The 25849-nt window shown below is 72.6% G+C and carries 25 protein-coding genes; 11 read left to right on the forward strand and 14 right to left on the reverse strand.

Annotation, left to right across the window (positions count from 1 at the left end; all coding sequences use genetic code 11):
- The 5 genes from IF67_RS44800 to IF67_RS0111405 form a co-directional block, all read right to left on the reverse strand.
- The coding region (locus IF67_RS44800) for an adenosylhomocysteinase (RefSeq protein WP_234341066.1) at positions 1 to 84 on the reverse strand (84 nt) is incomplete at its 3' end.
- Positions 81 to 1634 carry an alpha/beta fold hydrolase gene (locus tag IF67_RS0111390; RefSeq protein WP_234341055.1) on the reverse strand — a complete coding sequence of 518 codons (1554 nt, stop codon included), beginning with the start codon at positions 1632 to 1634 and terminating at the stop codon, positions 81 to 83. The genes IF67_RS0111390 and IF67_RS44800, both read right to left, overlap by 4 nt.
- A gap of 212 nt (positions 1635 to 1846) precedes the next feature.
- A complete protein-coding gene (locus tag IF67_RS0111395) occupies positions 1847 to 3136 on the reverse strand; it encodes a nucleotide disphospho-sugar-binding domain-containing protein (protein WP_030984696.1) in 1290 nt (429 codons plus the stop codon).
- A 249-nt stretch (positions 3137 to 3385) separates the two neighbouring features.
- Positions 3386 to 4405: a methyltransferase gene (locus tag IF67_RS0111400; protein ID WP_030984698.1), complete on the reverse strand. Its 1020-nt coding sequence runs from the start codon at positions 4403 to 4405 to the stop codon at positions 3386 to 3388.
- 159 nt (positions 4406 to 4564) lie between these two features.
- Entirely contained in the window at positions 4565 to 4948 is a 384-nt protein-coding gene (locus tag IF67_RS0111405; RefSeq protein WP_030984700.1) for a hypothetical protein, read from the reverse strand.
- Positions 4949 to 5147: 199 nt separating this feature from the next.
- Here IF67_RS0111405 and IF67_RS0111410 point away from each other — a divergent pair, with 199 nt between their 5' ends.
- The 5 genes from IF67_RS0111410 (at position 5148) to IF67_RS0111430 (ending at position 10551) form a co-directional block, all read left to right on the forward strand.
- Complete coding sequence (locus tag IF67_RS0111410; protein WP_078889379.1) at positions 5148 to 6197, forward strand: Gfo/Idh/MocA family protein; 1050 nt, start codon at positions 5148 to 5150, stop codon at positions 6195 to 6197.
- A complete protein-coding gene (locus IF67_RS0111415; protein WP_051817905.1) occupies positions 6190 to 7437 on the forward strand; it encodes a cytochrome P450 family protein in 1248 nt (415 codons plus the stop codon). The genes IF67_RS0111410 and IF67_RS0111415 overlap by 8 nt, the downstream gene beginning before the upstream one ends.
- A 62-nt stretch (positions 7438 to 7499) precedes the next feature.
- The gene (locus IF67_RS0111420) at positions 7500 to 8558 is read left to right on the forward strand and encodes a methyltransferase (protein ID WP_030984707.1); all 1059 of its coding nucleotides are present in this window, start codon (positions 7500 to 7502) and stop codon (positions 8556 to 8558) included.
- 80 nt (positions 8559 to 8638) lie between these two features.
- Positions 8639 to 9661, forward strand: a complete 1023-nt coding sequence (locus tag IF67_RS0111425; RefSeq protein WP_030984709.1) for a methyltransferase — start codon at positions 8639 to 8641, stop codon at positions 9659 to 9661.
- Positions 9662 to 9828: 167 nt separating this feature from the next.
- Positions 9829 to 10551 carry an SDR family oxidoreductase gene (locus IF67_RS0111430; RefSeq protein ID WP_030984711.1) on the forward strand — a complete coding sequence of 241 codons (723 nt, stop codon included), beginning with the start codon at positions 9829 to 9831 and terminating at the stop codon, positions 10549 to 10551.
- A gap of 84 nt (positions 10552 to 10635) precedes the next feature.
- On the opposite strand, the gene IF67_RS0111435 is transcribed toward IF67_RS0111430, so the two are convergent.
- Together IF67_RS0111435 and IF67_RS0111440 are read right to left on the reverse strand one after the other, a co-directional pair.
- A complete protein-coding gene (locus IF67_RS0111435) occupies positions 10636 to 11808 on the reverse strand; it encodes a winged helix DNA-binding domain-containing protein (RefSeq protein ID WP_030984712.1) in 1173 nt (390 codons plus the stop codon).
- A 193-nt stretch (positions 11809 to 12001) separates the two neighbouring features.
- On the reverse strand, positions 12002 to 13585 hold the full coding sequence (locus IF67_RS0111440; RefSeq protein ID WP_051817908.1) for an MFS transporter: 1584 nt from the start codon (positions 13583 to 13585) through the stop codon (positions 12002 to 12004).
- Between the two features lie 251 nt (positions 13586 to 13836).
- Here IF67_RS0111440 and IF67_RS0111445 point away from each other — a divergent pair, with 251 nt between their 5' ends.
- The 3 genes from IF67_RS0111445 (at position 13837) to IF67_RS0111455 (ending at position 16689) form a co-directional block, all read left to right on the forward strand.
- Positions 13837 to 15069: a class I SAM-dependent methyltransferase gene (locus tag IF67_RS0111445; protein WP_030984717.1), complete on the forward strand. Its 1233-nt coding sequence runs from the start codon at positions 13837 to 13839 to the stop codon at positions 15067 to 15069.
- A 70-nt stretch (positions 15070 to 15139) separates the two neighbouring features.
- Positions 15140 to 15721, forward strand: a complete 582-nt coding sequence (locus tag IF67_RS0111450; RefSeq protein WP_030984719.1) for a dTDP-4-dehydrorhamnose 3,5-epimerase family protein — start codon at positions 15140 to 15142, stop codon at positions 15719 to 15721.
- Between the two features lie 11 nt (positions 15722 to 15732).
- Entirely contained in the window at positions 15733 to 16689 is a 957-nt protein-coding gene (locus IF67_RS0111455) for an NAD-dependent epimerase/dehydratase family protein (protein ID WP_030984721.1), read from the forward strand.
- A gap of 63 nt (positions 16690 to 16752) precedes the next feature.
- On the opposite strand, the gene IF67_RS0111460 is transcribed toward IF67_RS0111455, so the two are convergent.
- The 4 genes from IF67_RS0111460 to IF67_RS0111475 all read right to left on the reverse strand — a co-directional run bounded on the left by IF67_RS0111460 (position 16753) and on the right by IF67_RS0111475 (position 21144).
- Complete coding sequence (locus tag IF67_RS0111460; RefSeq protein ID WP_063754331.1) at positions 16753 to 17865, reverse strand: winged helix DNA-binding domain-containing protein; 1113 nt, start codon at positions 17863 to 17865, stop codon at positions 16753 to 16755.
- Positions 17866 to 17931: 66 nt separating this feature from the next.
- On the reverse strand, positions 17932 to 19317 hold the full coding sequence (locus IF67_RS0111465; protein WP_030984725.1) for an NDP-hexose 2,3-dehydratase family protein: 1386 nt from the start codon (positions 19315 to 19317) through the stop codon (positions 17932 to 17934).
- Positions 19318 to 19321: 4 nt separating this feature from the next.
- On the reverse strand, positions 19322 to 20542 hold the full coding sequence (locus IF67_RS0111470) for a cytochrome P450 (protein WP_037839201.1): 1221 nt from the start codon (positions 20540 to 20542) through the stop codon (positions 19322 to 19324).
- Between the two features lie 71 nt (positions 20543 to 20613).
- Complete coding sequence (locus IF67_RS0111475) at positions 20614 to 21144, reverse strand: nuclear transport factor 2 family protein (RefSeq protein ID WP_030984730.1); 531 nt, start codon at positions 21142 to 21144, stop codon at positions 20614 to 20616.
- Between the two features lie 250 nt (positions 21145 to 21394).
- Here IF67_RS0111475 and IF67_RS0111480 point away from each other — a divergent pair, with 250 nt between their 5' ends.
- The gene (locus IF67_RS0111480) at positions 21395 to 21898 is read left to right on the forward strand and encodes a DinB family protein (protein ID WP_234341056.1); all 504 of its coding nucleotides are present in this window, start codon (positions 21395 to 21397) and stop codon (positions 21896 to 21898) included.
- 117 nt (positions 21899 to 22015) lie between these two features.
- On the forward strand, positions 22016 to 23047 hold the full coding sequence (locus IF67_RS0111485) for an MDR family NADP-dependent oxidoreductase (RefSeq protein ID WP_030984734.1): 1032 nt from the start codon (positions 22016 to 22018) through the stop codon (positions 23045 to 23047).
- 76 nt (positions 23048 to 23123) lie between these two features.
- Here IF67_RS0111485 and IF67_RS0111490 read toward each other — a convergent pair whose 3' ends face one another.
- Positions 23124 to 23507, reverse strand: a complete 384-nt coding sequence (locus tag IF67_RS0111490) for a hypothetical protein (protein WP_030984737.1) — start codon at positions 23505 to 23507, stop codon at positions 23124 to 23126.
- A 188-nt stretch (positions 23508 to 23695) separates the two neighbouring features.
- Here IF67_RS0111490 and IF67_RS0111495 point away from each other — a divergent pair, with 188 nt between their 5' ends.
- On the forward strand, positions 23696 to 24175 hold the full coding sequence (locus tag IF67_RS0111495) for a hypothetical protein (RefSeq protein WP_158713072.1): 480 nt from the start codon (positions 23696 to 23698) through the stop codon (positions 24173 to 24175).
- 55 nt (positions 24176 to 24230) lie between these two features.
- On the opposite strand, the gene IF67_RS0111500 is transcribed toward IF67_RS0111495, so the two are convergent.
- Complete coding sequence (locus IF67_RS0111500) at positions 24231 to 25472, reverse strand: NAD(P)/FAD-dependent oxidoreductase (protein ID WP_030984741.1); 1242 nt, start codon at positions 25470 to 25472, stop codon at positions 24231 to 24233.
- Positions 25472 to 25795 carry a 2Fe-2S iron-sulfur cluster-binding protein gene (locus tag IF67_RS0111505; RefSeq protein ID WP_030984744.1) on the reverse strand — a complete coding sequence of 108 codons (324 nt, stop codon included), beginning with the start codon at positions 25793 to 25795 and terminating at the stop codon, positions 25472 to 25474. Before IF67_RS0111505 ends, IF67_RS0111500 begins: the two co-directional genes overlap by 1 nt.
- Between the last annotated feature and the right edge of the window lie 54 nt (positions 25796 to 25849).

Raw genomic sequence — 25849 nt, forward strand, 5'->3', positions numbered from 1 at the left:
GGCCAGGGTGATCTCCTTGCGGCCGAAAGCGGCAAGGGAAAGGTCAGCGACCTTGAAGTCCTGGCCGGTGGCTGCTGTCGTCATGCGGGCTGCTCCTCGGGGCGTGGCGAGTGGTGGGGCCGGGTGTCAGACGGGGAGGGCGCGGCGGGTGCGCCGGGCGCGTCGGGCGCGTCGGCCGGAAGGTCCGGCCGGACGGCGGTTCCCGGCACGCCGGTTCGCGCGGGCGGCAGCGTGCCGTGCACGAGATAGCGGTGGACATGGGCGTCCACCTGCGCATTGCCGGACAGTACGAACACCTCGTGGTCGCCGGAGTCCTCGACCGTGACGAGGTGGTGGCCGAGCCGGTCGGCCATGGCGACACCGCCGGCGTAGTGGTCCATGGGGTCGCCGTCGGCCTGGACGACGAGCCCGGCCGGGTAGCCCCGGCGGGTGAGGGCGACGGGGCGCTCCGGCGCGGTGAAGGTACGGAAGGCGCCCACCCAGGGCTGGGCCCGCAGCACTCCGTAGCCGTAGGGGTAGCGCCTGCGGAACTCCCGCATGTCCGTGAAGTAGGTCTCCAGGTCCGTGGGCCAGTCGTGTTCCAGGGTGATGGCTTCGAGGACCCCGCAGCGCAGATCGCCCTCGCTGTCGCCGGGCCGCCAGGTGCCCTGCTCGGACAGCAGCTCGCGGGTCTTCGCCGGGTCCCCGGCCAGCGCGGCGGCCCGCACCTCCCGTACCAGGTGGCCGAGTTCGGCCCACTGCGCGCGGTCGGTCGCGCGGTTGCCCACCGCACCGTCGAGCAGGGTGCGCACCCGGTTCCCGTCCGTCTGGCGCTCCAGGCGGGCGACCACGTCCTCGACGGTGGCGAGCACCGCCGTCGCGTCGGTGCCGAGACCGAAGTGGCTGTGCCGCTCGCCGGCCCAGCGGGCCCAGGCGTCCACATTGCGCCGGACGGCGTCGCCCTGCCACAGGAACTGCTCGCGCCAGGTCCAGCCGGGGTGGACGCAGGAGTCCAGGACGCTGCGGTCCAGGTGCTCGGGGAAGAGCGAGCCGTAGACGGCACCGACATACGCCCCGTACGCGTACCCGACGAAGTTCAGCCGGTCCTCGCCGAGTACGGACCGGATGAGGTCCATGTCCCTGGCGGTGTTCGGGGTGCTGATGTGGCGGCGCAGCTCGCCGCCGGCCCGCTCGCAGGCCAGTTCGCGGCGCCGCATGTCCTCGGCGAGCGCGTCGAAGGCCGAGTCGGGCGGGCGGGAGTCGAACGGCGCCTTGGGGAGCGTCACTTCGGCGTGCAGCGGGGTGGAGGCGCCGGTGCCGCGCGGGTCGAATCCGATGAGGTCGTAGACCTCGTGCAGCGGGGTCCCGGCGAACTTCGCCGCCAGGCCCCGGCCCAGGCCCCAGTCACCGCCGGGGCCGCCGTTGACGGCCAGCAGGATGCCCCGCCGGCGGTCCGGGTCGGTGGCCCGGTGGCGGCTGAGAGCCAGGGTCAGCCGGGCTCCGCCGGGATCGGCGTGGTCCCGCGGCACTTCGAGGCTCGCGTACTCGACCGGGAGGCCGTCGTCGGTTGTGGCTGCCGTCCACCGCGGCTGCTGGGCGCGCAGGGCACGCATCGCGGAGGAAGTCGTCGGGGAGTCGGGCCGCTTGATTACCACCGGGGATCTCCGTTCTCGTGATGAGGTCAGCGTTGCGGTGGCGCCTTGAGAGGCTCTGGAACCGCTCCGGACCGGTATGCAGGACGCCCCCAGCGGGAGCCGCCGCCCGGCACCGGCCAGGCCGCGCCCGCACGACGCACGACGCACGGCGGACGACGGACGGTGGAAACGGACGGCGGCCGCGGACCGGTACCGGAGTCCGGGCGACTCGGTCAGCGCGCGGCGCGGTGGAGACCGGCGAGCTTCTCCAGCACGGGCACCGTGTCGTTCGGGCTGGGCATGGCCAGCCAGTCCGCGTGCAGCCGCCGGGTGCTGTCCTGGAACGACGGTTCGGTCAGGACCCGCAGGAAGCGCGCACGCATCTCCGCCACCGACTGCTGCTGAGGATCCACCGCGAGACCCGCGCCATGGCCGACCGCATAGGCGGAGTTGGCGGCGTAGGCCACGCGCAGCTCGTCCCCGACGACCAGCTGCGGCACGCGGTGGGCGACGGCCGCCGTGAAGGTGCCGATACCGCCGTGATGAATGATCGCCGAGCAGCTCGGCAGCAGCAGGTTCAGCGGCAGGTAGTCGACGGCACGGACGTTGTCCGGCAGGCGCTGCCCGGCCAGTTGGGAGGTGTCGAGGGTGGCGATCACCTCGATGTCCAGCCCGTCCACCATCTCCAGCAGCGCCGGTACGAGCACCTTGTCGTTGTCGAACATGCGCTGGGTGGCGCCCAGGGTCAGTGCGACCCGCGGGCGGGCGGGCCGCGACCGGAGCCAGGACGGGACGGCTGCCGCGCCGGTGTACGGAATGCGCCGGACCGGCACGGTACGGGCCCGGCTCGGCAGCCGCATGTCGGCGGGCGTCGGGTCGAGGGTGAACTGGCCGAGCAGCAGGTCGTCGTCGACCCGCACACCGTGGCGTTCGGCTGCCGGGCGGACGATCTCGGCCACCGGGTCCGGCAGCCCCGCCGCGGCCAGCGCGGCGCGGCGCCGGTCGATGCGGTGACAGGCCCAGCCCAGGTAGTCACGCCCCCACAGCACCCGCCCGTGGGCCGCGCCGCAGGCCCGTGCGGCGACCGCGGCGGCCGGCCAGTTGGGGTCCCACAGCACCAGATCGGGCTGCCAGTCACGGGCCGCGGCGACCAGGTCGTCGACCCCGCCCCAGCCCTCCGTCGCGGAGCCGTCCGCCGGGTGGAAGACGCGCGAGGACGCCAGGGTGTAGGTGCTGACGGTGGCCCAGACGTCGGGCTCGCCGTCCTGGTCGATGTCCAGGGCCTCGGCGAGCCGCTCCCGGTGTTCCGCGGGGAGCAGATGATCGCCGACCGCCGCGGGGGAGGCGATGGTCTCCGGCGTGCCGAGCGGAACCGCGGACAGCCCGGCGGCGGTGACGGTGCCGGTCAGGTCCGGATGCGAGGCGACGCGGACCTCGTGGCCGGCGCCCTGGAGTGCCCAGGCCACCGGAAGGGCCGGATACAGATGTGCGGTCAGTGGCCACACCACGATCAGTACGCGCATGGAGTTCCCCTTTGCTGTCTGGCCCGTTGCTGTCCGGCGCGAGTGGCGGAAGGCGTGGATCGGCCGCGCTGGGGGACCTTCCACGACGATGCGGCCCGAGCCTCACATGCGGCCGTCGAGGGGCACTCGACTCCTCGTCGCCGGCTCCCGGCAGCCGTCCGCCCTGCCCGGTGACGCGCGTCCGGGGCAGGGCGGGGGCAGGTGCGCCAAGGGCGCCGGGGAAGCGGGGCCGGGTGGCCGGCCGGCGGATCAGGCGATGACCGCCTCGATGACCGACATCAGCGACGGTGTCGGCAGAATGCGAGTGATCTTGAACCCGGCCTTGGTGAGGATCTCCTCGAACTCCCGCTGGGTGCGCTCCTTGCCGTCGTAGACGGCCATCATCATCACGTCGATGGTCTTGCTGGCGTCGAACTCGTTGCCCGGCGGGATGACCGGGTCGACGACCAGCAGCTTGCTGTCCTTGCGCATCCCCGCCCGCACGGCCTGAAGGATGCGCAGGCAGTTCTCGTCGCTCCAGTCGTGCAGGATCGACTTGAGCAGATAGTGGTCGTGGCCGGCCGGCACCGACTCGAAGAAGTCGCCGGACGCGGTGGCCCACCGGCCCGCCACCTCAGGGTGGTCCAGCTGGTGTTCGGCGATGACCGACGCCTGGTCGTACAGCGTGCCGGTGACCTGCGGGTGCGCGGCGAGCACCGAGCGCAGCAGACCGCCGCGCCCGCCGCCGACATCGACGACGGTGGCGCCGTCCGGGAAGTCACAGCTCTGCGCGACATGTTCGGTCACCAGGTGCGAGAAGCCCGCGGTCCCGGCGTTGAAGAGCGAGGCGGCGGCCGGGTCCGTCTGAAGATGGGCGAAGAAGGGCGCGCCGAAGATCTCGTCGAAGGCCGTACGTCCCGTGCGGACCGTCTCGTGCAGCCGGCCGACCGGCTTCCAGTACAGGTCGTCGCCCAGCATGAGGAAGCTGTCGCGCAGGGAGCCCGGCACCCCGGCGCGGAGCAGCTCCGCCATGGGCGTGAGGCCGAAGCGTCCCTCCGCGTCCTCCTGGAACACCTGGCGGGTGGACAGATAGCGCAGCACCCGGCCCAGGTGCGGGCCGTGCAGACCGGTGAGCTCCCCGAGCTCCTCGGGGGAGCGCGGGCCGCCGGCGAGGTGGTCGGCGACGCCGTGCAGGGTCACCGTGTAGAGCGCCGCCGAGTACAGAAAGCCGTTCATGTGCTCCGACAGCTGTGCGCTGAGCTCGGCGGCGTCGCCGTGAGCAGATGTCATCTTTGTCCTCCGAGGTGTACGGAAAGGCCCGCCTGCGGGCCAGGAGTGGGGCGGTGCTGCGTGTCTCCCACGGTGCCGACCGCCGCATGAGCGACGGCACAGGGCGGGTCGTACCGCGCCTGAGCGCCTGCCCGTCCAGGGCGCGGCCGGGGCGGTCCGTCAGCGGCTGCGGGTCCCGCGCGCCGCGACCTCCGCGCGCTCCAGCAGCCGGTCGTCGGCGTCGTAGACATGGGAGACCCCGGAGCTGGTGAAGGTGTCTCCCGTCTGGACGACGTGCTGCTCGATGTCCACCCAGCCCGTGAAGGTGCCGTCCGGGTCGAAGACGAGCTCGGCGAGCCGGAAGGAGAAACGGCCGGCCCCCGTCGCGGTCCAGCTTCCGGCACCCACACAGCCCGGCCGCGGTCCGGCCAGCAGCAGGGTGCGCCCGTTGGGGGTGAAGCGCAGGGTGCTGGTGTAGGTCCCCCGCTCCAGGAGCAGTTCCTCCCTCCATGTGCCCACCGGGGTGCTCGCCGTGGCGGTCCGGCCGGCCACCGACTGGTTCATCTCCTGTGCCTCCTCACCGCCGCACGCGGCGTCGCTGGGGGCCCAGCCTCGGGCGCACACCTCAACGACCGCTCGAGTCACGGTCATCCGCCCCGTGCCGGACGGGCTCCGTACACGGACGAGCCGGTTTCGAGGGCGCCCCCCTACCGTCGGGCCGACCGCCCCGCCGCCGGGTGCGGCCACCGACGCAGGAGGAGCCATGCCCCCGCCCGTCCGGATTGCCGTATTGGGCTGTGCCGGCATCGCCCGCCGGCGCATGCTGCCCGCCTTCGCCGGTACGCCCGGTGTGACGCCGGTGGTGGTGGCGAGCAGAGAAGCCGCCCGCGCCGCGGAGCTGGCCCGGGAGTTCGGGTGCCGGCATGTCCAGGGCTATGCCGCCGCGCTGGAGGACCCGGCCGTGGACGCCGTCTACCTTCCGCTGCCCGCCGCGCTGCACGCCGACTGGACGGAGGCCGCGCTGCACGCGGGCAAACACGTCCTGGCCGAGAAACCCCTGACGCTCGACCCCGGGCGTACGGACCGGCTGCTCGCGCTGGCCGCGGCACGGGGCCTGGTGGTCGCGGAGAACGTGATGTTCCCGCACCACCGCCAGCACACCGCCGTACGGGACCTGGTGCGCGCGGGCGCCATCGGTGAACTGCGCTCCCTGCACGCGGCCTTCGCCGTCCCGCGGCTGTCCGACGACGACATCCGCTACCGGCCCGAACTGGGCGGCGGCGCCCTCTGGGACACCGGGGTCTACCCCGTCCGGGCCGCCGTCCACCACCTCGGCGGCGGGCTGCGGGTCACCGGTGCCGTCCTGGCCCGCGGTCCGGGCCGCCGGGTGGACACCACCGGATCCGCGCTGCTGGTCAGGGGCGACGGGGTGAGCGCCCAGCTGTCGTTCGGCCTGGACCACGTGTACCGCAACGTCTGTGAACTCCGGGGCACCCGGGGCCGCATCGTCATCGAGCGGGCCTTCACCCCGCCCGCCGATCTGACGCCCCTGGTCCGCCTGGAGGACGGCAGTGGCACCCGGGAGATCCGGCTCGCCCCCGACGACCAGGTGCGCAACACCGTCAGTGCCTTCGGTGCGGCGGTGCGCGCCCGGCGGACCTCCCCGGACGACGGCATCCGCGAGCAGGCACGGCTGCTGCACGCCATCCGCCGCCGTGCGCAGCCGCGATCGGCGGCCGACCCGGGCTCCACCGCGGCTCCCTACGGTGCCGCCGACGTGTCGGCCCCCGTACGGAGGTGTCCTGGTGAGTGAAGACCGCATCGTCGACCTGGCGGCCCTGGGGGAGGAGTTCACCCGGGACCCGCACCCGGTGTACGCCGGGCTGCGGGCCCGGGGGCCGGTGCACCGGGTGCGGCTTCCCGAGGGCTTCGAGGCATGGCTGGTCGTCGGCTACGAAGCCGCCCGCGCCGCGCTGTCCGACCCGCGGCTCTCCAACGACTGGCGCCATGCCGCGGGCGCCGACGAGGGCGATCCCGCGGCCGCGCCGCACATGCTCATCTCCGACCCGCCCCGGCACACCCGGCTGCGCAGGCTGGTGGTCAAGGAGTTCACCCCGCGCCGTATCGAGGCCCTGGGCCCCCGGGTACGGGAGATCACCGACGAGCTGATCGACACCATGCTGAGCCGGCCCGGCGGCCGTGCCGACCTCGTGGAGGACTTCGCGTTCCCGCTGCCCGCCGCCGTCATCTGCGAACTCCTCGGGGTGCCCTACGCCGACCGGAAGGCCTTCCACGAGTGGTCCACCGAGGTCACCAAGCGCTCCGGCGGGCCACGGGCCGAAGCAGCCATGGGGGAACTGGCCGGCTATCTGATGCGGCTGCTGGAGGACAAGGGCCGCCGGCCCGGTGACGATCTGCTGAGCGCGCTGATCCGGACGACCGGCGAGGACGGCGACCGGCTGTCCCCGGACGAACTCCTCGGCATGGCCGTCCTGTTGCTCATCGCCGGCCACGAGACCACCGCGGGACTGATCTCCAACGGGATGCTCGCGCTGCTCCGTAACCCGGACCAACTCGCCGCGCTGCAAGCCGACTTCGGCCTGCTCGACGGTGCGGTGGAGGAGATGCTGCGGCACAGCGGACCGACCGGGACCTCGCTGCACCGGTTCACCACCGGGCCCGTCGACATCGCCGGCACCCTCATTCCCGGCGGCGGGGAGCTCGTCCTCATCGGCAACACCCCCGCCAACCACGACCCCGGCCGCTTCCCGGACCCCGGCCGCTTCGACATCCGCCGCGACCACCGCGGCCATCTGGCCTTCGGGCACGGTATCCACTACTGCTTCGGCGCCCCGCTCGCCCGGCTGGAGGCGCGGACCGCGATCCGGACCCTGCTGCAACGCTGCCCCGGCCTCGCGCTGGACGCCGCGCCGGACGAGCTGGTCTGGCACCACAGCGCCATGATGCGCGGCCTGCCCCACGTCCCGGTCCGGATGGTCCCCGCGCCCGCGGCCCAGGACCCGGAGGTGCACCAGGTCTCAAGCGCTCGTTGAGGGGGCTCCTGCACTGTGACGACGTCAGAAGGAGCGCTGGTGGCAGTGGAAGGGAACAGGCGATGACCGACACGGCGAGTGAGCTGGACCCGTCGACGGGGTGGGCAGGGCCGACGGCCGAGGCACCGCCGGAGGCGGCACTCATGCAACTCCTGATGGGCGGTTTTGTCACCCAGTCCATCGGTGTGGCGGCCCGGTTCGGTGTGGCGGACGCCCTCGCCCAGGGCCCCCGGCACGTGGACGACATCGCCGCCGAGGTCGGTGCGCATGCGCCGTCCCTCTACCGGCTGCTGCGCGCCCTGGGGGACTTCGGCGTGTTCGCGGAGCTGGCGGGCCGGCACTTCGCGCTCACCCCGGCGGGCGAGCTGCTGCGCAGTGACAGCACCCCGTCGCTGCGCGGGCTGGCGGAGCACTTCGGATCGGGCTTCCACCGGGCCGCATGGAGTGGCCTGTACGACAGCGTCCGCACCGGTGAGGCGGCCTTCGAGCGGGTCCACGGGGCGCCGCAGTTCGACTACTACCGCAGCCACCCGGAAGAAGCCGCGATCTTCGACGCGGCGATGACGTCCGTCGCCTCCGCGATCTACGCGACGCTGGAGTCCTACGACTTCGGGCGGTTCGGCACCGTCGTCGACGTCGGCGGCGGCAACGGCGCCTACCTCTCCGGCATCCTCGCCTCCTACCCGGCACTGCGCGGGGTGCTCTTCGACCTCCCCGACGTCGTGGAGCGCTCCGCCCCCGTCCTGGCCAAGGCGGGTGTCGCCGACCGGTGCGAGGTGGCCGGCGGCTCCTTCTTCGACGCGGTGCCGCAGGGCGCCGACGCCTATGTGCTGACGGCCGTCATCCACGACTGGGACGACGATGCCTCGGTACGCATCCTGCGCAACTGCCGCGCGGCCATGCCCGCTCACGCCACCTTGCTCCTGGGCGAACCCGTGCTGCCGGACGGGCCGGAACCGTCCGTGGGCAAGCTCCTCGACCTGGAGACCCTGATCGGTACGACGGGCCGGCAGCGCACCGAAGGGGAGTTCCGCGAGCTGCTCGACCGTGCGGGGCTGCGGCTCACCCGCGTCCTCCACAGCTCGGGCCCGGACAGCCTCGTCGAGGCCGTCCCCCGCTGACCGCACGCGGCACGGCACCGGCCCCGGTGCCCCCGGTGGAAATGACCTCAGCGCAACGGAAGAAGGAGTGGGATCAGCCGATGGGCAGCGACATCGCACAGGACGGCAGTCTGCAACTGCTGGAAATCAGTGAGAGCTTCATCTACGCACGGGCGCTGCATCTGGCGGCGGAGCTGAAGCTCGCCGATCTGCTGGCGGACGGCCCGCGCCCGACGGCGGAACTCGCCGAGGCCAGCGCCACCCGGCCGGCGGCCCTCTACCGCCTGCTGCGGGCGCTCGCAGGGCGGGGGGTGTTCACCGAGGTGGAGACCGGCCGGTTCGGCCTCACCCCGGTCGGTGAGTGCCTGCGCTCCGACCACCCGCGGTCCGTCCGGGCGACCGTGGCGCAGGCCGGCCGGCTGACCGCGAAGACGTTCAACCACGCCGAGGAGGTGCTGCGCACCGGCGAAGGGGCGTTCACCACCGCCTTCGGGCAGCCCGTCTGGGACTATCTCCAGGAACACCCCGACGAGGGCGCGGACTTCGACACCGCGATGCACGAGCACAGCCGTATCGAACGCGACGCGATCGTGGCGGCCTACGACTTCTCCGGCACCGCCCGGCTGGTGGACATCGGCGGCGGCGACGGCACCCTGCTGGCCACGGTGCTGACGGCCCACCCGGAGACTGCCGGGGTGCTCTTCGACCTTCCGCATGTCGTCGAGCGCCACCGCATCGGCGACGCCGGACTCACCGGCCGTTGCGAGATCGTCGGCGGTGACGTCTTCGGTGAGCTGCCCGCCGGCGGCGACCTGTACATGATGAAGTCCGTACTGCACGGCTGGACGGACCGGGAGGTCGTCAGCATCCTCACCGGCTGCCGGCGGGCGATGAAGCCGGACGGCACGCTGCTGCTCATCGAGCGGGTGATCCCCGTCGGGGACACCCCGCACTCCAGCAAGGCGTTCGACCTGGCCATGCTCGTCATGGCGGGCGGCCAGGAGCGGACGCAGGACGAGTACACGGCGCTGCTCACCGAGGCCGGGTTCCGGGTGAAGAGGGTCATCGGCACGGACTCGTCCCTGAGCATCGTGGAGGCCGTGCCCACCGGCGCCGCGCTCTGAGCCGGCCGGGACAGGGGTGCCACCGGCGTGCGCCGCGGTGGCGCCCCGCGGCGTGTGCGGACCGGCGCCGTGTGCGGACCGGCCCCTGCGGAGCGCGCCGGCCGCTGCCGTCACGGTGCTGAGCCAGGGACCAGCCGCGCCCTAGCGCACGGTGACAGCCTCGCTCCATGACTGCCACAGCGAAGATTTCACTGATCACCGGCGCCAACAAGGGCATCGGTTTCCAGGCCGCCCGGCGGCTGGGCGCCCAGGGCGCGGTCGTCCTGCTCGGCACCCGTGATCCGGCGCGCGGCGAGGCCGCCGCGAAGACGCTGCGCGAGGAGGGCGCGGACGCGCACGCCGTGCATCTGGACGTCACGGACGCGGCCACCATCGCCGCGGCCGCACGGCACGTCGACGAGCGGTACGGACGCCTGGACATCCTCATCAACAACGCCGGGATCAATGTCGAATGGCCGGCCGGCGCGCCGAGCGAGGTCTCTCGCGACGCTCTGTGGGCGACCCTGGAGACGAATGTGTTCGGACTGGTCGAGGTCACCAACGCGCTGCTGCCGCTCCTCCGGCGCTCGGCGGCGGGCCGGATCGTCAACGTCTCCAGCGAGATGGGAATGCCCGCCTGGCTGGCCGGGTCCGAGATGCCGGCGATGACCGCGTACAGCGTGTCGAAGGCGGCGGTGAACATGCTGACCGTGCTCTATGCGAACGAACTGCGGGGCACGGCCGTCAAGATCAACGCCTGCTCGCCCGGCTTCGTCGCCACGGACATCAACCGGGGCGTCGGGGAGCGGACGGCCGAAGAGGGCGCCGAGATCGAGGTCCGGCTCGCCACCCTCGGCGCTGATGGGCCGACCGGCCGGTTCCTCAACGACGGCGGCCCCGTGGACTGGTGACCGCGGCGTGCCGCGCAAAAGCAAGCCCGGCCGGTCGCCGCGGCTCCGCGGCGGCCGGCCGGGCCGGACCGGGGGTGGGGCCCGTCACGCGTGCGGGCCGACGCCGACGGTCCCGGTCGTCAGCTCGGCCGTCCCCTCCAGCACGAACGCCAGCCGCTCCACCTGCTCGTCGAGCTCCGCCCGCTGCGCGGCCGTCAGTTCGGTGCTCGGCTCGACGGTGACGGCCAGCCGGCGGCCGGACCGCCGCTGGTGCCAGACGCCGCTCACCACGCCGTCGACCAGGAGGACCGGATAGTTGCCTGCCTGGCCGCTGGGGGTCAGCGCGCGTTCCGCCATGGCCCCCGGGTAGAGCCGGTCACGTGGCTGACAGGCCACCACATAGGCGTCGAAGTACGGCAACAGCCGTACCCCGCGCGGTGGTTCCCCGGGCGTGTCGGTGTCACCCGCGTTCACCCAGGCCGCCGTGCCCTCCAGATCGACGCGCTGGAGCGCGCCGGCCAGGGAGTCGAACAGCTCGGTGGCCCAGCGCGGTGAGACATTGAGCCATCGGGCGAAGTTCTGCGGAGTGGCCGGGCCGTAGGCATGCAGATACCGCTCCACGAGCCGGGCCAGCGCCGCCGTGCCCTCCGTGGGATCGCCACCGGTCAGATGCTGCGGGTGGGTGTAGGTCACCTTGCGGCCGCGGTTCGGGCCAAAGCACAGCTGCCCGCGGTGCGAGGCGAGGGTGATGGCCTGCCGCCAGCGCGGCCACATCCCCTGGAAGGCCGGCATGACCAGATCGCCGGCCCAGGGCCCGGTGGCGGCGATGACGGCCTCGCTGAGCTCGTCGAGGGTCAGTTCGGCGTCGCGCAGGGCCGCCCCGATGGCCGCGACGACCTCTTCCGTCTGCTCGGGGGTCATCCGGACGTCCTTGGTGAACGGACTGGGGGAGGACGGCAGCGCGCTCAGGGCGCCCACCCACATCGGCAGATCCGCCGCCGGCAGCAGATGGACGGTGCCCCGCGGCCCGTACATCTTGATCAGCCCGGCCTCGTCCCACAGCGCCTTGCGCACCACGCTCCGGGTGAGGCCCTCGCCCCGCATGCCGATGGACAGTTCGGCGGCGCTCAGCACCTGGGCGTGCGCGCCGCACAGGGCGCCGACGATCCCGGCGGGGTCCAGATGCGGTGACGGCGCGGCGAGTGCGCTGCGCTCCAGACGCCGGGCGGAGACCGCCGGCCACCGCAGCCGCACGGCGTCGCGCGTGGTGTCGCTCATCAGTGATCACTTCCTTGTTCCTCGCGGCGCCGTCCCCGGCGGCAGACGGACTTGTGAACCTACCCATCCGGACTCGTGGCCGCCTCGACCGGCGCTCGAACCGCGGTCCGTGTCCCAGGACAGCACGACGGCCGGCCCGAGCCCCGGGAGGGGCCACGGGCCGGCGCGGGCGGGCGGGCGCGGCTACGGGATGTCAGCCGACGGAGGGCGTCGGTGCGTTCGCGGCGGACGTGGCCTCGCTGCGGAGCGCCGGTTCGTCGTCGGCCGATGCAGTGCCGGAGGCGGCGGCCGTGTCCTCGGCGCCGTCCTCGGCGGGCGGCGCGAACTGGGCCTGCGCGGCCTTCGGCAGGGCGAACATCAGCAGGAATGCCAGCGCCATACCGCCGATCACCCACCACAGCGAGTGGGTGAACGCCGTGATGAAGGGTGCGCCGCCGGTCGGGGCCGGCTTCCCGGCGTCGTCCACGACGTTGAAGAAGGCCACCGACGTCAGACCGAGACCGAGCGACAGGCCCACCTGGTTGATCGTGTTGATCAGCCCCGAAGCGGAACCGGCGTGCCGGCCGGGCACTTCGGACAGCACCGCACTGGTCAGCGGCGCCATGATCATGCCGAGGCCGCAGCCGCCCACGATGAGGGGGACGGCGATCTGTGCCGGAGTGACCTCGGTGCCCTGCTGATGGGCGATCCAGCCGTAGAGCCCCAGCCCGACGATCATCAGCAGTGCTCCGGCCTGGAGCACCTTCCGGCCGAATCGCGGTACGAGCTTCGGCACGGCGACCATGGCGACACCGGCCATCGTCGCGCCGAACAGCAGGCTTGTCAGCGCGGCCCGCAACGGCGTCCAGCCCAGGCCGACCTGCATATAGAGCGCTCCGGTGAGGGAGAACAGGCCGAAGGAGGTGCCGAAGGTCAGCTGGACGACGATGCCTGCCGCGAAGCTCCGGATGCGGAACAGCGAGAGCTCCAGCAGCGGGGAGGCGTCCTTGCGGACCTTGGCGCGCTGGTGCAGGACGAACAGTACGAACAGTACGACGCTGCCGGCGAGGGATGCGAAGCACCACGCCGGCCAGCCCAGGTCACGGCCCCGGGTGAGCGGGAAGAGCAGCATGAACAGGGCGAGCGTGACGAGGGTGACGCCCGCCAGGTCCAGGCGTGGCGCGCTGGGCGCCTTGGACTCACGGACGAAGCGGTGGCCGAGGATCAGCCCGGCGATCCCGATCGGCAGGTTGACCAGGAAGATCGGGCGCCATTCGAGACCGAAGAGGTTCCACTCGGTCAGCAGGGCGCCGATGACCGGGCCGGAGACCGCACCGATGCCGCAGACGGCACCGAACATCCCGAAGACCTTCCCGCTCTCCTGGGGAGCGAAGGTGACATGGATGATCGACAGCACCTGCGGGACCATCATGGCGGCCATCCCGCCCTGGAGCACGCGGGAGACGATCAGCATGTCCGGGCCGGTCGCCAGGCCCGACAGCGCGGACGCGAGGGTGAAACCGGCCATGGCGAGCAGGAAGACTTTCTTGCGCCCGAAGATGTCGCCGAGCCGGCCACCGGTGACCAGGCCGACGGCGAACGCGAGCGTATAGCCTGCCGCGATCCACTGAATGGACGTGTAGGAAGCATCGATGTCCCGCTGGATGCTCGGAATCGCGATGTTGATGATCGTCGCGTCGAGCAGATCCAGCAGGGTAGCGGTCAGTAATACGGCCAGTGCCATCCAGCGCCGGGCATCCGCGACCGGTTCTGCCGCTGTTTCGCGGGCGGAGCTCATGGGCCTCTCCTGATACGGGGGTTTGGGCGTGTCTACCGAGCCTGCTGTACCGCGCTGGAGCCGCGCTCGGGTGCCGCCGGAGCCGGGGTCTCCGCCTCCGCTCCACGGAGGGGGCAGGGCAGGGGCGGCCGGCGCGGGACCGTAGGGGCGCTGGTCTTCAGCGACGCTCCACGGGCGTTCGAGTCCCGTCCACGACGGTGGGTCCCGTCCGAGCCGGCCCGGCTCGCCGTTCGACGCGCCCTGGAGGACGAATGGTCATCGATGCCTGCCGCATCTGCGACAACCGCACGCTGTTGCCCGTGCTCGACCTGGGCCCCTCCGCCCTCACGGGCGTCTTCCCCGCGACGCCGGAACAGCAAGTGCCCACCGTCCCACTGGAGTTGGTGATGTGCTCGCCCGACGGCTGCGGTCTGCTCCAGCTGCGGCACACCGCCGACCTGGGGCTGATGTACGGCGAGCACTACGGATACCGCTCCGGCATCCGGCCGTTCATGATCGAGCACCTGCGCGGCAAGGTGGCGGCGATCACCGGACTGGTCGAACTCGCCCCGGGCGACCTGGTGCTGGACATCGGCAGCAACGACGGCACCCTGCTCAGCTGCTACCCCCGAAACGGCCTCGCGCTGGTCGGCATCGACCCGTCGGGGGAGAAGTTCCGCGCCTCCTACCCGCCGGACGCCGAGCTGGTCACCGACTTCTTCTCCCGGCAGGTCTTCACCGAGCGGTTCGGCGCCCGGCGCGCCAAAGCGGTCACCTCCATCGCGATGTTCTACGACCTCCCGCGCCCGCTCGACTTCATGCGGGACGTCGCCGCGATCCTCGATGACGACGGCGTGTGGGTCATGGAACAGAGCTATATGCCCGCCATGCTGGAGGCCAGTGCCTATGACGTGGTCTGCCACGAGCACCTGGAGTACTACGCACTGCGACAGATCGAGTGGATGGCCGAGCGCGCGGGGCTCGTGGTCATCGGGGCCCGGCTCACCGATGTCTACGGCGGCAGCCTCTCGCTGACCCTGGCCAAGCAGGGCAGCCGGCTGCCCGTCGACCACACCGCCCTCGCCCGCATCCGCGCCCACGAGCGGAGGCTGGGGCTCGACACCCCGGCCCCCTACGAGGCGTTCGCCCGGCGGGCCGCCGACTCCCGCGACCAGCTGGTGGAGTTCCTTGCGGACTCCCGCAAGGCCGGCCGGCTGACCGTCGGCTACGGCGCCTCCACCAAGGGCAATGTCATCCTCCAGTACTGCGGACTGGGCCCGGACGACCTGCCGTGCATCGGCGAACCCAACGAGGAGAAGGCCGGCTGCTTCACCCCCGGCACGGGCATCCCGATCGTGTCCGAGGCCGATGCCAAGGCCCTCGCACCGGACCAGCTGCTCGTGCTGCCCTGGATCTACCGTGACGGCTACGTCGAACGGGAGGCCGCCTTCGTCGCCAACGGCGGAAAGCTGGTCTTCCCGCTCCCGGAAATCACCGTCCTGTGAGGGCGCCGACCGCGCCGTACGGGCCGCCCGCCCTCGGCCCGACGCCCCGTCAGGAACGGTGGTGAGCCCCGTGCGCACCCGAGAGCTCGCCGTGGCCGGCGCCTTCGAGTTCACCCCGGAAGTCCACGCCGACCGGCGGGGGATGTTCGTCTCGCCCATGCAGGAAGAGGCGTTCCTCGCCGCCGTCGGCCGCCCCTTCCCCGTGGCCCAGACCAACCACAGCAGATCGGCCCGCGGGGTGCTGCGCGGTGTGCACTTCACCACCGCGCCTCCCGGCCAGGCCAAGTACGTCCACTGTGCCCGCGGCCGGGCCCTCGACGTGGTGGTCGATCTGCGGCTGGGTTCACCCACGTTCGGCGCCCGGGACACCGTGGACATGGACGAGGGGACCTGCCGGGCCGCCTACTACCCCGAGGGCGTGGGCCACGCCTTCCTCGCCCTGGAGGACGACACCGTCATGTCGTATCTGGTGTCCACCGGCTACCGGGCCGAACGGGAGCTGGCCCTCGACCCCCTGGACAAGGATCTCGCCCTGCCGTGGCCGGCCGGCATCGACTTCGTGCTCTCCGACCGGGACCGTGTCGCCCCCGGCCTGGCGCAGGCCACGGCCCAGGGGCTGCTGCCCCGCCATGCGGACTGCGTACGGGTCTGACGGAGGCCTCGATGACCACGACTGACATGCCCCGCCGGGTCGCGGTCCTGGGCGCCAGCGGCTGTGTGGGCCGGCACCTGTGCGCGGCCTTCGCGGCCCGGGGGACGGACGTCGTCGCGATCGCCCGCCACAACGCCCCGCACCTGCGCCGCTATCCGTTCCGCTCGCTCGACCTGGCCCAATGCACGGGGGCCGGGCTGGCCGCGATCCTGGCGGACGAGGGCGTCGACACGGTCGTCAACGCCACCCTCGGCTGGGGGAGTACGCCCGAGGAGATGGCGCACTCCAACGTCCGTCCGGTGGAACGGCTGCTGGCCGCCCTGCCGCGGCTCCCGGACCCGGTCCGGCTCGTGCACCTGGGCACCATCCACGAGTACGGACCGGTCCCGGCCGGCACCTCCCTCGACGAGGACATCGCGCCGCGCCCGGCATCGCTGTACGCCCAGGCGAAGCTGACCGCGTCGCGCCTGGTGCTGGACGCCGTCCGCCGCGGAGAGGTCCAGGGCTCCGTGCTGCGGCTGACCAACACCGTCGGGCCGCACCCGGCCAGGGAGAGCTTCTTCGGGGCCCTGGCGGCACGGCTGCGGCGGGCCGACCCGGCCGAAGGGCTGGACGTCACGGTGGCCGCGGCCCGCCGCGACTATGTCGATGTCAGGGACGCGGCCGACGCGGTGCTCGCCGCGGCCGCGGTCCGGTCCGCCGAACCACTGCTGAACATCGGCCGGGGCGCAGCGGTGGACATCCACACCATGGTCCGCACCCTGATCACGGTCAGCGGCCTGCCCTCGGACGCGGTCCGGGTCAGCGTCGACGACGTAACCAGCCGCAGCGCCGGCGCGGACTGGATCCAGGTGGACCGCTCCCGGGCCGAGCGGTCCCTGGGCTGGCGCCCGCGCCTCGCCCTGGCCACGTCGTTGCGCGATATGTGGGACACCGTGGGCGCCGCGGACGGCCGGTACACCGCCTGACGGAAGGCCGGCGCGGGGAGCGGTGACCGCCACGCCGGGGTCACCGGCTCCCCGATGCGCAGCTCAGCCGATCAGGACCTGGCCCGCCGCGTGCACCGCGCGCCTTCGCCCCGCGGCGCCCGCTCCGCCGGGCCCCGGCAGAAAACCGAGCAGCGCTCCGGCCTCCTCCCGTACCTCGGCCGCCTCGTCCGGCGTCAGCGGCCGGAACGGTGTGACCTCCAAGGTGCCGTCCCGCCACGACCAGATGCCGCGCACAAAGCCGTCGACCAGGAACACCGGGCGCACCTCGCTGCCGGTGATCACTCGCCGGCGGTCCTCGTCGTCGATCACCCGTGTCCGGTCCGCATGGCTGAGGACCAGATTGTCGAAGGGCGGCAGAAAGCGCACCGGCGCGGGCCGGTCCGGGTCGGCGAGCGGAGCGCCGGGCACATCGAACAACTCCCGGCCCGAGGAGTCGTGGTACACCCGCAGCCGCGACCGCATCCCGTCGACCACCGCCCGCAGCCTGGTCAGACCGCACCACGCCTGGATGTCCATCACCCCGGCCGGCCCGTAGGCCGCGAGATAGCGCAGGATCACCTCATCGACGCGGGGCAGCTCCGCCACCGGGCGGCCGAGCCATTCCTCCGCGAGGACCACCGGAGTGGCGCCGCGGTGGCCCCAGACGCCGCTGGGCGGCGGGTGCACATGCGCCACCAGCGACTGCACGGCATAGGCCAGGGCGAGACTGTCCCGCCCGGGGAACCGCGCCGCCAGCGCCCGGCCCAGCTGCGGCCGGGTGAGCCCGTCGCCGCTCATCAACTCCCGCCCGGCCCGGCTGAGTTCGGCCGTGTCGAGCCCGTGGATGGCCCGCCCGAACGCGCCCTGGCGGGCCTTGCCCAGCACCGGGGCCAGCAGCGGATGCAGCGTACGGAAATCCTCCGCGTGCACCAGGTGCTGGGTGTTGCGCTGGAGCTTGGCGCGGACGACGGAGCGGTCGTGCAGCAACGCCGTCAGTCCGTCGTGCCGGAAGTCCGCGAGCCGTGCCCACAGGCCCACATAGGGCGCGTCGGGCTCCTGGCCCTGGAGGCCCATCAGATGGCCGACGGTTTCGAGGGGGGTGCGGGTGGCGCGGTCGAGCAGTAACTGCCGTTCCAGGTAGGTGCGGTTGAGCGTGCGCAGGGAGAGCTGGGACATGCGCCTCATTGTTGCCGCCCGTACTCGACCGGCACTCGAGGCCGCGCCGCCCCGCCGGTGCTGCGGTCAGTCCTGGAGGCCGGCGGCGCCGGTGGTGAGCAGCGAGAGCAGGCTGCGTGCCTGGACGTTGAGGTAGTGGCCGTGCCGGACCAGCGCACCGAGCATGCCGGGCGTGACCCAGCGGTAGCCCGGCGGCAGCTCCTCCGGCATGTCGTCCGCCGCCTCGACTAGCAGATAGCGGCTCTCGGCGTGGCGGAAGCGGCCGCCCTCCTCGGAGTGGACCGCCGCGTACCGGAGGCGGCCGGGCCCGGCCGTCAGCACCGTGTCGAGGAACGGCGGCCGGTCCCCGGGCGGCAGAGCGGCGTGGTTGCCCGGCACGCACTGGACGGTCGGCCCGAGCTCGACGGTGTCCAGGAAGCCGCCCTCCACCCGGGCGTGCACCAGTACTTGGGGGACGCCTCGGACACGACGGGTGAGGAAGGCGGTGACACCGAGTCCGCACGGTTCGATCAGGGGCTGGCTCCAGCCCGTCACCTCGCGGCTGCCCGCCTCGACGGCCACCGCCACCACACGGAAGTACCGGCCGTCCGGGCGCTCGATCGTGTCCGGCCCGCGCCGCCAGCCCGCCACCGCGTCCAGGGGGATGCGCTCGGCGCTGACGGTGTGGCGGGAGCGCTCGGCGGTGAACCAGGACAGCAGGTCCGTGTCACCGTACGGGGCGCCGGGCCCCGGAGTGCCGCCCGTGGGTACGCACGCCAGGACCGACCGGGCATCCATGTTCACGATGTTGTCCCGGCGCAGCAGCCGGCCGATCTGCCCCAGCGTCAGCCAGCAGAAGTCCTCGGCCACCGGCACTTCGTCGCGGGTTTCGACGATCATGTTCCGGTTGCTTTTGCGGAAGAACCACGAGCCGTGTTCGGACTGGAGCACATCGGCCACCACACTGCCCGGGGCGGGCCGCAGGAAGTGGTCGAGGTAGCGCACATCGGCGCCGCGGTGCACCTTGGTGTAGTTGCTGCGGGTGGCCTGCACGGTCGGCGACAGCTGGAGCAGATTGCGGTTGCCCGGTTCCATCTTGGCCTGCATCAGGAAGTGCAGGACACCGTCGAACTCCTTGGCGAGGATGCCCAGGATGCCGACTTCCGGTTGTTTGATGATCGGCTGCTGCCAGTGCGGGAAGGGCCCGGTGCCGACCGAGACCTGGAGCCCCTCCACGGTGAAGAAGCGCCCGCTGTCGTGTTGCAGGTTCCCGGTCCCGGGGGCGAAGGACCATCCGGTCAGCGCCGCGAACGGGATGCGCCGTACCGCGAAGCGGTGGGACGCGTGACGCTCCGCCATCCAGCCGGGGACCTCGGCGGTACGCAGCCACGAGCCGGCCTCGGTCACCGCGGCGGAGCGCGCACAGCGCTCCGCGAGATCCGCTGCCGTACGGGAGGGCGTGGCGGTGGCCATGGCCTCAGGCCCCCCAGGTGACCGGAAGACTGGTCAGGGTGTGGTTGATCTCGCCCGTGTGCCAGGGGAGTTCGCTCTGTGGCACGGCCAGCCGCAGATCCGGGAAGCGCCGCACCAGCCCGGCCAGGGCGATCTCCATCTCCATCCGGCCGAGCTGCTTGCCGAGGCAGTAGTGGATGCCGTGGCCGAAGGAGATGTGCGGATTGCGGCCGCGGGCCAGGTCCAGCCGGTCCGGGTCGTCGAAGACCGCCGGGTCACGGTTGGCGGAGGCCAGGGACAGCAGGACCGGCTCGCCCGCGGCGATGTGCACTCCGCCGATCTCCAGGTCCTCGACGGCCATCCGCGGGAATCCCGAGGTGTCGGTGGCGAACAGGTTGACGTGCCGCAGCAGTTCCTCGACGGCGTCCGGTATCCGGCTGTGGTCCTCGACGAGCGCGCGCCACTGGTCGCGGTGCCCGGCCACCAGCGCCAGTACGGAGTTGGCGAGCTGGTTGGCGGTGGTGTCGAAGCCGGCGCCGATCAGGGTGAAACCGAAGGTCACCAGCTCCTGTTCGCTGAGCCGGTCGTCGTTGTCCCGGGCCGCGATCAGATCCGAGAGCATGTCGTCGGAGGGCTCGGCCCGCTTGTCGGCGATCAGGCCGACGATGTACTCGTTCAGCTTGGCCAGGCCGGCCAGCGACTCCTCGCCGCCGGCCCGGTCGTCGACCGTGGCGAAGGCGCGGGCGTAGGTCTCGAACTGCCGCAGATCCTCACGCGGGACACCGAGCAGCTCACCGATGACCGTCAGCGGCAGCGGCACCGTCAGCTGCTGCACCAGATCCACCGGGCCGCCGCGGTCCGCCATGTCGTCCAGCAGCTCGTCGGCCACCTTCTGCACACCGGGCCGCATCTGCTCGACCCGCCGCGTGGTGAACGCGCCGACCACCAGCTTGCGCAGCCGGGCGTGTTCGGCACCGTCCAGCGAAATGATCATCTCGGGCGTGGTCGTCATCGAGCCGCCGATCCGCGGCGCGCCGGGCCGGCAGGTCTCCGCCCTGCTGAGCCGGGGATCGGCCAGTGCGGCCCGGACGTCCTCGTAACGGGTGACCAGCCAGGCGTCCACACCGCCCGCCGTCCGCACCCGTACCACCGGCTGTTCGGTGCGCAGCCGGGCGTAGTGCGGGGCCGGGCCCTGATAGGACGAGCCGGGGAAGGGGAAAGCATCGGAAACGGGGCAGGCGGACAAGGGGCACCTCCGCGGTGTGCGGCCTTTCGGAACGGATCGGACCAGGGGCGGCCGGCAGTCGGCCGGGCTGCTCAGGACGGGTTGTGGATCTTGTCGGCCCAGGCGGGAGAGTCATGTGTGACGACGCGCGAACGGGTGTACAGCTCACCGTCGATACGGACCAGGACGTCGTCCACGACGGTCGTCGGCTCGAAGCTGACCTTGCCCGCGGCGTCGGTCATGCTCACGATCGCCTGGTAGCGCACCTTCAGGGTGTCCTCGCCGACCGGCTCGATGTGCATCCGGTCGAACCAGTACCGGTAGACCAGGCCGTCGTAGTACGAGACGTTCTGCTCCCGCGCCTCGCGGGCCGAGATCTGCTCGACGAGCGGCCGCTCCGGGTCCCCCCGGCGGGCCTGCATCTCGGTCAGCAGCTGCCGGCGGCCTTCGAGCTTCCAGCCACCGGGACGGTGCTCGATCGAGCCGTCCTCGGTCAGGGTCTCCAGGAACTCCTCCAGCTTCCGGGCTTCCAGGAGCGGCATCTGCCGTGCGTAGAACTGCTGCACCTCGACATACAGATCCGCGGTCACCCGCTGCACGGTTGCCTGCGATACCTGGGACACATCGGCTCCTTCGGTCATGGCGCGCCACCGTCGCCGGTCGGGTCTGTGGCGCCGTCCACGGTGACCCGCCGGGCTGGACGCGTCCTGGAGAGGTGCTAGGGCCTGTCCTGGGGCGGGACGTTTGGGACGCGCCCCGGGCGGGCGCGTCGTACGGCGCCGCGTGTCCCCGGCCGGACGTGCGACGTTGTGCAGGCCGTACCACCAGCACGGACGAGAGGCGATCGGCATGCCGACCCCGGCGGACCCGCGGATGGATGAATGTGAAGAGCTGTTGGCCGCCTGGCAGGAGCACCGCACGGTGCTGCGCCGGGCGCTCGTCGGGCTCACCGAAGAACAGGCGCGCAGCACCCCCAGCGTCAGCACACTGTCGCTGGCGTCGCTGATCACCCATGCCGTGCGCGGAGAGCCGGAATGGATCCCGGTCATCGCCGGCCGGGGGGCCGACTGGCTTCAGCGCGACGGGCAGGCCGAGTTCGAGGTGCCCGCGACGGCCACGGTGGCCGGTCTGCTGGCCGAGCACGAGCGGGTGGGCGCGGAAGTGGCGCAGGCGGCACGGGCCGTCAAGGACTTCGACGAGCGGGTGCCGATGCCCAAGACCCCGTGGGGCCCGCAGGACGAGCCGCGTACCGTCCGGTGGATCCTGCTGCATCTGATCGGGGAGGCGGCCCGGCACGCCGGCCATGCCGACGTCATCCGGGAATCCCTTGACGGCGCCAACGCCTTCGACCTCCAGCAGGCCGCCCCCGGCGCATGACGGCCCCCGGCCCGCCGCCCCGCCCGGCGCTGCACCGGCGCCCGAGGCGGCCGCGAGCGGGCCGGGATATCCCTGGGGAGGTTTCAGCCCAGGCTGCCGACGGCACGAAGGAGAGTCATGAGCGCTGGTGTGGGTCCCGACATTCCGCAGAAGGCGCGGGAAGTACGGCTGTCCGAGCACTTGGAGGGTGAACTGACCCTCGGCCACTTCGACATCGTCGAGGTCGAGGTGCCCGAGCCGGCCCCCGGCGAGGTCCTGGTCCGTACGGACCATCTGCCGCTGGCGGCGGCCTACCAGGATCTGATGCGCGCCGACTGCCCGCTGCCGCTGCCCCCGTTCCAGGTCGGCGAGCGGCTCGGAGGGGGCGCGCTGGGCACGGTGGTCCGGTCCGCGAGCCCGGACCTGGCCGTCGGCGACATCGTGCAGTCGATGACCGGCTGGAGCGAGTACTCCTGCGGTCCGGCCAATACGTACTTCAAGGTCGACCCGGACCTCTTCCCGAGCCCGGTGTACTACCTGAGCCAGGGCCCCACCGCCTACTACGGCATGGCCGGCATCGCCCGGGTCGGCAAGGGCGACGTGGTGTTCGTCTCCGGTGCCGCCGGCGGTGTGGGCTCGCTCGCCGGGCAGATCGCCAAGTGCCGGGGCGCGGCCCGGGTGATCGGCAGCGCCGGCAGCAAGGAGAAGGTCGACTATCTCGTCGGCGCGCTGGGCTTCGACGACGCGTTCGACTACCACGACGGCCCGGTCGTCGACCGGCTGCGCGAGCTGGCCCCGGACGGCATCCATGTCTTCTTCGACAACGTCGGGGGCGAGCAGTTCGAGGCCGCGATCGAGGTCGCGGCCCCGCATGCGCGGTTCGCGCTGTGCGGCGCGCTGTCCGCACAGAACGGCGCACAGGCTCATCCCCGGCTCGACCTCATGACGGCCATCACCAAGCATCTGGAGCTGCGGCCGTTCGCGACGTACCACACGCCGGAACAGATCACGGAGTGGACGCGGCACTTCGCGATGTGGGTGGCCGAAGGCACCTTCGTCTTCCCGCACACGGCCGTCGAGGGCGGTATCGAGGCCGCACCCGCCGCCCTGATGTCGCTGCTCAAGGGCGCCTACCGGGGCAACGTCGCCCTGGACCTGGCGCACGCCTGAGGACACACTGAACGACCCGTGGGAAAGGGGGCGGGCACCGGATCTCCGGTGCCCGCCCCCTTCCACGCGCGGCCCGCTACCCCCACCGGCGTGCGAAGACCGCCACCGGCACGCGGTACCTCAGCACACCGTGCGCGTCATGGACGTGGGACACCCCGCAGCTGGTGAACCCCGCACCCCGGCACACGGCCGTCTGATCGATGTCCACCCAGCCCCGGAAACGGCCGTCCGCGTCCCACAGGGGCTCGGAGATCCGGTAGGAGAACGCCGACGCCCCCGTGGCGCTCCACGAGCCGCAGCCCGCGGTGCCGGAGAGCAGCAGGGCCGAGCCCCGCTCGGTGAAGACGAAGGTGCTGGCGGAGGTCTCCCGGGGCCGCCGCACCAGCGCCCGCCAGGTACCGGCCGCCGCCGGCCGGAGGGTGCGGTCGTCGCGGTCCGGGTGTGTGCGGGGGAGCAGCATCGGTCCTCCTCGGGGTCCAGGGCGTGTCTTCCGGATCAGCCCGGGGCCGCCCAGTGTCCCGACGTCGTCTCGCGCCCGGCTGGAGCGCGGTGCGTGCAGCGTCCTTCGAGCGCCCGTCGAGGCGGTGGCCGCAGCCTGTCCCGACCGGTTCACCACAGCACACGCGCGCCGCGCGGGGGAGGAACAGCATGAAGCGTTCGGCAGACACAGGGAGACGCCGCAGGACGCCGGCCGTCGTGGCGGCGGCCGTCCTGGCCGCGGTGCCGATGACCGGTACGTCGACGGCCGTCGCCCCGGCCGAAGCGGGCGCCCCGGCCGCAGGTGCCGGGCGGGCGGCCGCGGCAAGTCCGGTCGGGCGATGGGCACTGAAGGTGTCCTTCGAGGGCCATACCTACGACAGCACCGTGCAGTTCACCCCGGGCGGTACGGCGTTCATCGTGGGCGGCGGCGCGGGCCGCTGGAGCCGGACGGGGGACGGGCGCTTCACCTTCCGGATCGCCGAGCCCATGTGGAGCGAACAGGGCGACTACCTCGGCCGGGTGAGCGTCGACCAGAGCGCCCGGCTCACCGGCGACACCTTCACCAGCAGCGGGGTCTCCCGGCAGTACGACGCCGACGACGTGCTCACCCGCAGCGTGCAGGCGCACGACACCGGCACCCGTTCCTGACCAGCACGGCGCAGGGCCCGCCCCCGGCAGCGGAGGCGGGCCCTGCGCCGTGGCGTCACACGGTGGCGGCCTGCTGAAAGGCCTTGAAGCCGAATCCGGGCCGCGCCGCCTCCTCGGGGGTCGGCAGCGGCCCTCCCGTGCCCATCAGCCGCCGGGTGATCATGTGGTCGGCCGGCTGGTTCACCGACTCGGTGGCGAGCAGCTGCCGGCCCCGGTAACAGAGCAGGGAGAACCGGCCGGTGCTCGGATCGCCGACGGTCACCACCCGGTCGTGGCCGTCGCCGAGCCCGGCGATCTGCAACCGCAGCCCGTACTGCTCGGTCCAGAACCACGGCAGCGCCGCGTACGGCCGGGCCGCCCCGCAGAGCGTGGCCGCCACACACCGCGCCTGGTCGGCCGCGTTCTGCACCGATTCCAGGCGGATCGGGCGCCCGGTGTGCGGGCCGGGGAACCGGGCACAGTCGCCGACCGCATGGACGGCGGGGTCGCTGGTGCGCAGAAAGGCGTCGACGAGGATGCCGTCGTCCACGGCCAGACCGGCGTCGGCGGCCGGCCCGACCTCGGGCACCGCGCCGATGCCGACGACCACCAGGTCCGCCGCGATCCGCTCCCCGCCGTCCAGTTCGGCCTCCCGCACTTGGCCCGCGCCGTCGCCGCGCAGGGCCGTCACCTCGCGGGAGAGCAGTACCCGGACGCCGTGCGCGCGGTGCTCGGCGAGCAGATGCGCCGACATCGCGCCGCTGACCGAACGCGTCAACAGGCGGGCCCCGGCCTCGACGACGGTCACCTCCAGCCCGGCCGCCCGTGCCGTCGCGGCGACCTCCAGCCCCACGAAACCGCCGCCGATCACCAGGAGATGCCCGGCGTTGCGCATCCCGTCGCGCAGCCGGCCGGCGTCCGTGAGGGTGCGCAGGGTCAGCACCCCGTCCAGCCCGGCGCCGGGAACGGGGAGCCGGCGGGGGCGTGCGCCGAGGGCCAGGACCAGGTGCTGATAGCCGAGGGAGCGTCCGGACGCGAGGAGGACCCGGGCGCCGGCCCGGTCGAGGCGCACGGCCGGATCCCGGCCCACGAACTCGATGTCCTGGGCGGTGTGGAACGAGGCGGGGCGCAGGGCGAGACCGGTGCTGCTGCGGGTGCCGGCGAGGAACTGCTTGGACAGCGGGGGCCGTTGGTAGGGCAGGACGCCCTCGGCGCCGACCAAGGTGATCCGCCCGCCGAAGCCCTGGGACCGCAGCGCGGCGGCGGTGTCCGAGCCGGCCTGCCCCGCGCCGATGACGACGACCGACGGCGCTGCCATCAGCTCTGGGTCTCCGGCAGATGCACCACGAGCCCGTCGATCTCGTCGGAGACCGGCAGCTGGCAGCTGAGGCGGCTGTTCGCGCGGCGCGGGGCGGCAGTGCCGTAGAGGACGTCGTCCTCGGACTCGTGCATCTCGGGCAGCGGCAGCGCGTTGGCCTCGTCGATGTACACATGGCAGGTGCCGCACTGGGCGGAACCGCCGCACTGGGCCTCTATCCCGTCGATGTTGTTGATCTTCGCGCCGCGCATCACGGTGTTGGGCACCGGGACGTCGACGACGGTCTCGGTTCCGTTCGGATGCCGATAGGTGATCTTGGCCATGGAGCTCTCCTCGTCGGATGACGGCCGGCGGACAATCGTGAAGAGGGCCAACGG

Origin of the sequence: Streptomyces sp. NRRL S-1813 (assembly GCF_000719605.1) — a bacterium.
Classification (GTDB): Bacteria; Actinomycetota; Actinomycetes; order Streptomycetales; family Streptomycetaceae; genus Streptomyces; species Streptomyces decoyicus.

Excerpts from the sequence above, each read along its gene's own strand:
- IF67_RS0111395 (WP_030984696.1), bottom strand. The coding sequence starts at position 3,136 with ATGCGCGTACTGATCGTGGTGTGGCCACTGACCGCACATCTGTATCCG.
- IF67_RS0111400 (WP_030984698.1), bottom strand. The coding sequence starts at position 4,405 with ATGACATCTGCTCACGGCGACGCCGCCGAGCTCAGCGCACAGCTGTCG.
- IF67_RS0111405 (WP_030984700.1), bottom strand. The coding sequence starts at position 4,948 with ATGAACCAGTCGGTGGCCGGCCGGACCGCCACGGCGAGCACCCCGGTG.
- IF67_RS0111410 (WP_078889379.1), top strand. The coding sequence starts at position 5,148 with ATGCCCCCGCCCGTCCGGATTGCCGTATTGGGCTGTGCCGGCATCGCC.
- IF67_RS0111420 (WP_030984707.1), top strand. The coding sequence starts at position 7,500 with ATGACCGACACGGCGAGTGAGCTGGACCCGTCGACGGGGTGGGCAGGG.
- IF67_RS0111425 (WP_030984709.1), top strand. The coding sequence starts at position 8,639 with ATGGGCAGCGACATCGCACAGGACGGCAGTCTGCAACTGCTGGAAATC.
- IF67_RS0111430 (WP_030984711.1), top strand. The coding sequence starts at position 9,829 with ATGACTGCCACAGCGAAGATTTCACTGATCACCGGCGCCAACAAGGGC.
- IF67_RS0111435 (WP_030984712.1), bottom strand. The coding sequence starts at position 11,808 with ATGAGCGACACCACGCGCGACGCCGTGCGGCTGCGGTGGCCGGCGGTC.
- IF67_RS0111440 (WP_051817908.1), bottom strand. The coding sequence starts at position 13,585 with ATGAGCTCCGCCCGCGAAACAGCGGCAGAACCGGTCGCGGATGCCCGG.
- IF67_RS0111445 (WP_030984717.1), top strand. The coding sequence starts at position 13,837 with ATGGTCATCGATGCCTGCCGCATCTGCGACAACCGCACGCTGTTGCCC.
- IF67_RS0111455 (WP_030984721.1), top strand. The coding sequence starts at position 15,733 with ATGACCACGACTGACATGCCCCGCCGGGTCGCGGTCCTGGGCGCCAGC.
- IF67_RS0111460 (WP_063754331.1), bottom strand. The coding sequence starts at position 17,865 with ATGTCCCAGCTCTCCCTGCGCACGCTCAACCGCACCTACCTGGAACGG.
- IF67_RS0111465 (WP_030984725.1), bottom strand. The coding sequence starts at position 19,317 with ATGGCCACCGCCACGCCCTCCCGTACGGCAGCGGATCTCGCGGAGCGC.
- IF67_RS0111480 (WP_234341056.1), top strand. The coding sequence starts at position 21,395 with ATGGATGAATGTGAAGAGCTGTTGGCCGCCTGGCAGGAGCACCGCACG.
- IF67_RS0111485 (WP_030984734.1), top strand. The coding sequence starts at position 22,016 with ATGAGCGCTGGTGTGGGTCCCGACATTCCGCAGAAGGCGCGGGAAGTA.
- IF67_RS0111490 (WP_030984737.1), bottom strand. The coding sequence starts at position 23,507 with ATGCTGCTCCCCCGCACACACCCGGACCGCGACGACCGCACCCTCCGG.
- IF67_RS0111495 (WP_158713072.1), top strand. The coding sequence starts at position 23,696 with ATGAAGCGTTCGGCAGACACAGGGAGACGCCGCAGGACGCCGGCCGTC.
- IF67_RS0111500 (WP_030984741.1), bottom strand. The coding sequence starts at position 25,472 with ATGGCAGCGCCGTCGGTCGTCGTCATCGGCGCGGGGCAGGCCGGCTCG.
- IF67_RS0111505 (WP_030984744.1), bottom strand. The coding sequence starts at position 25,795 with ATGGCCAAGATCACCTATCGGCATCCGAACGGAACCGAGACCGTCGTC.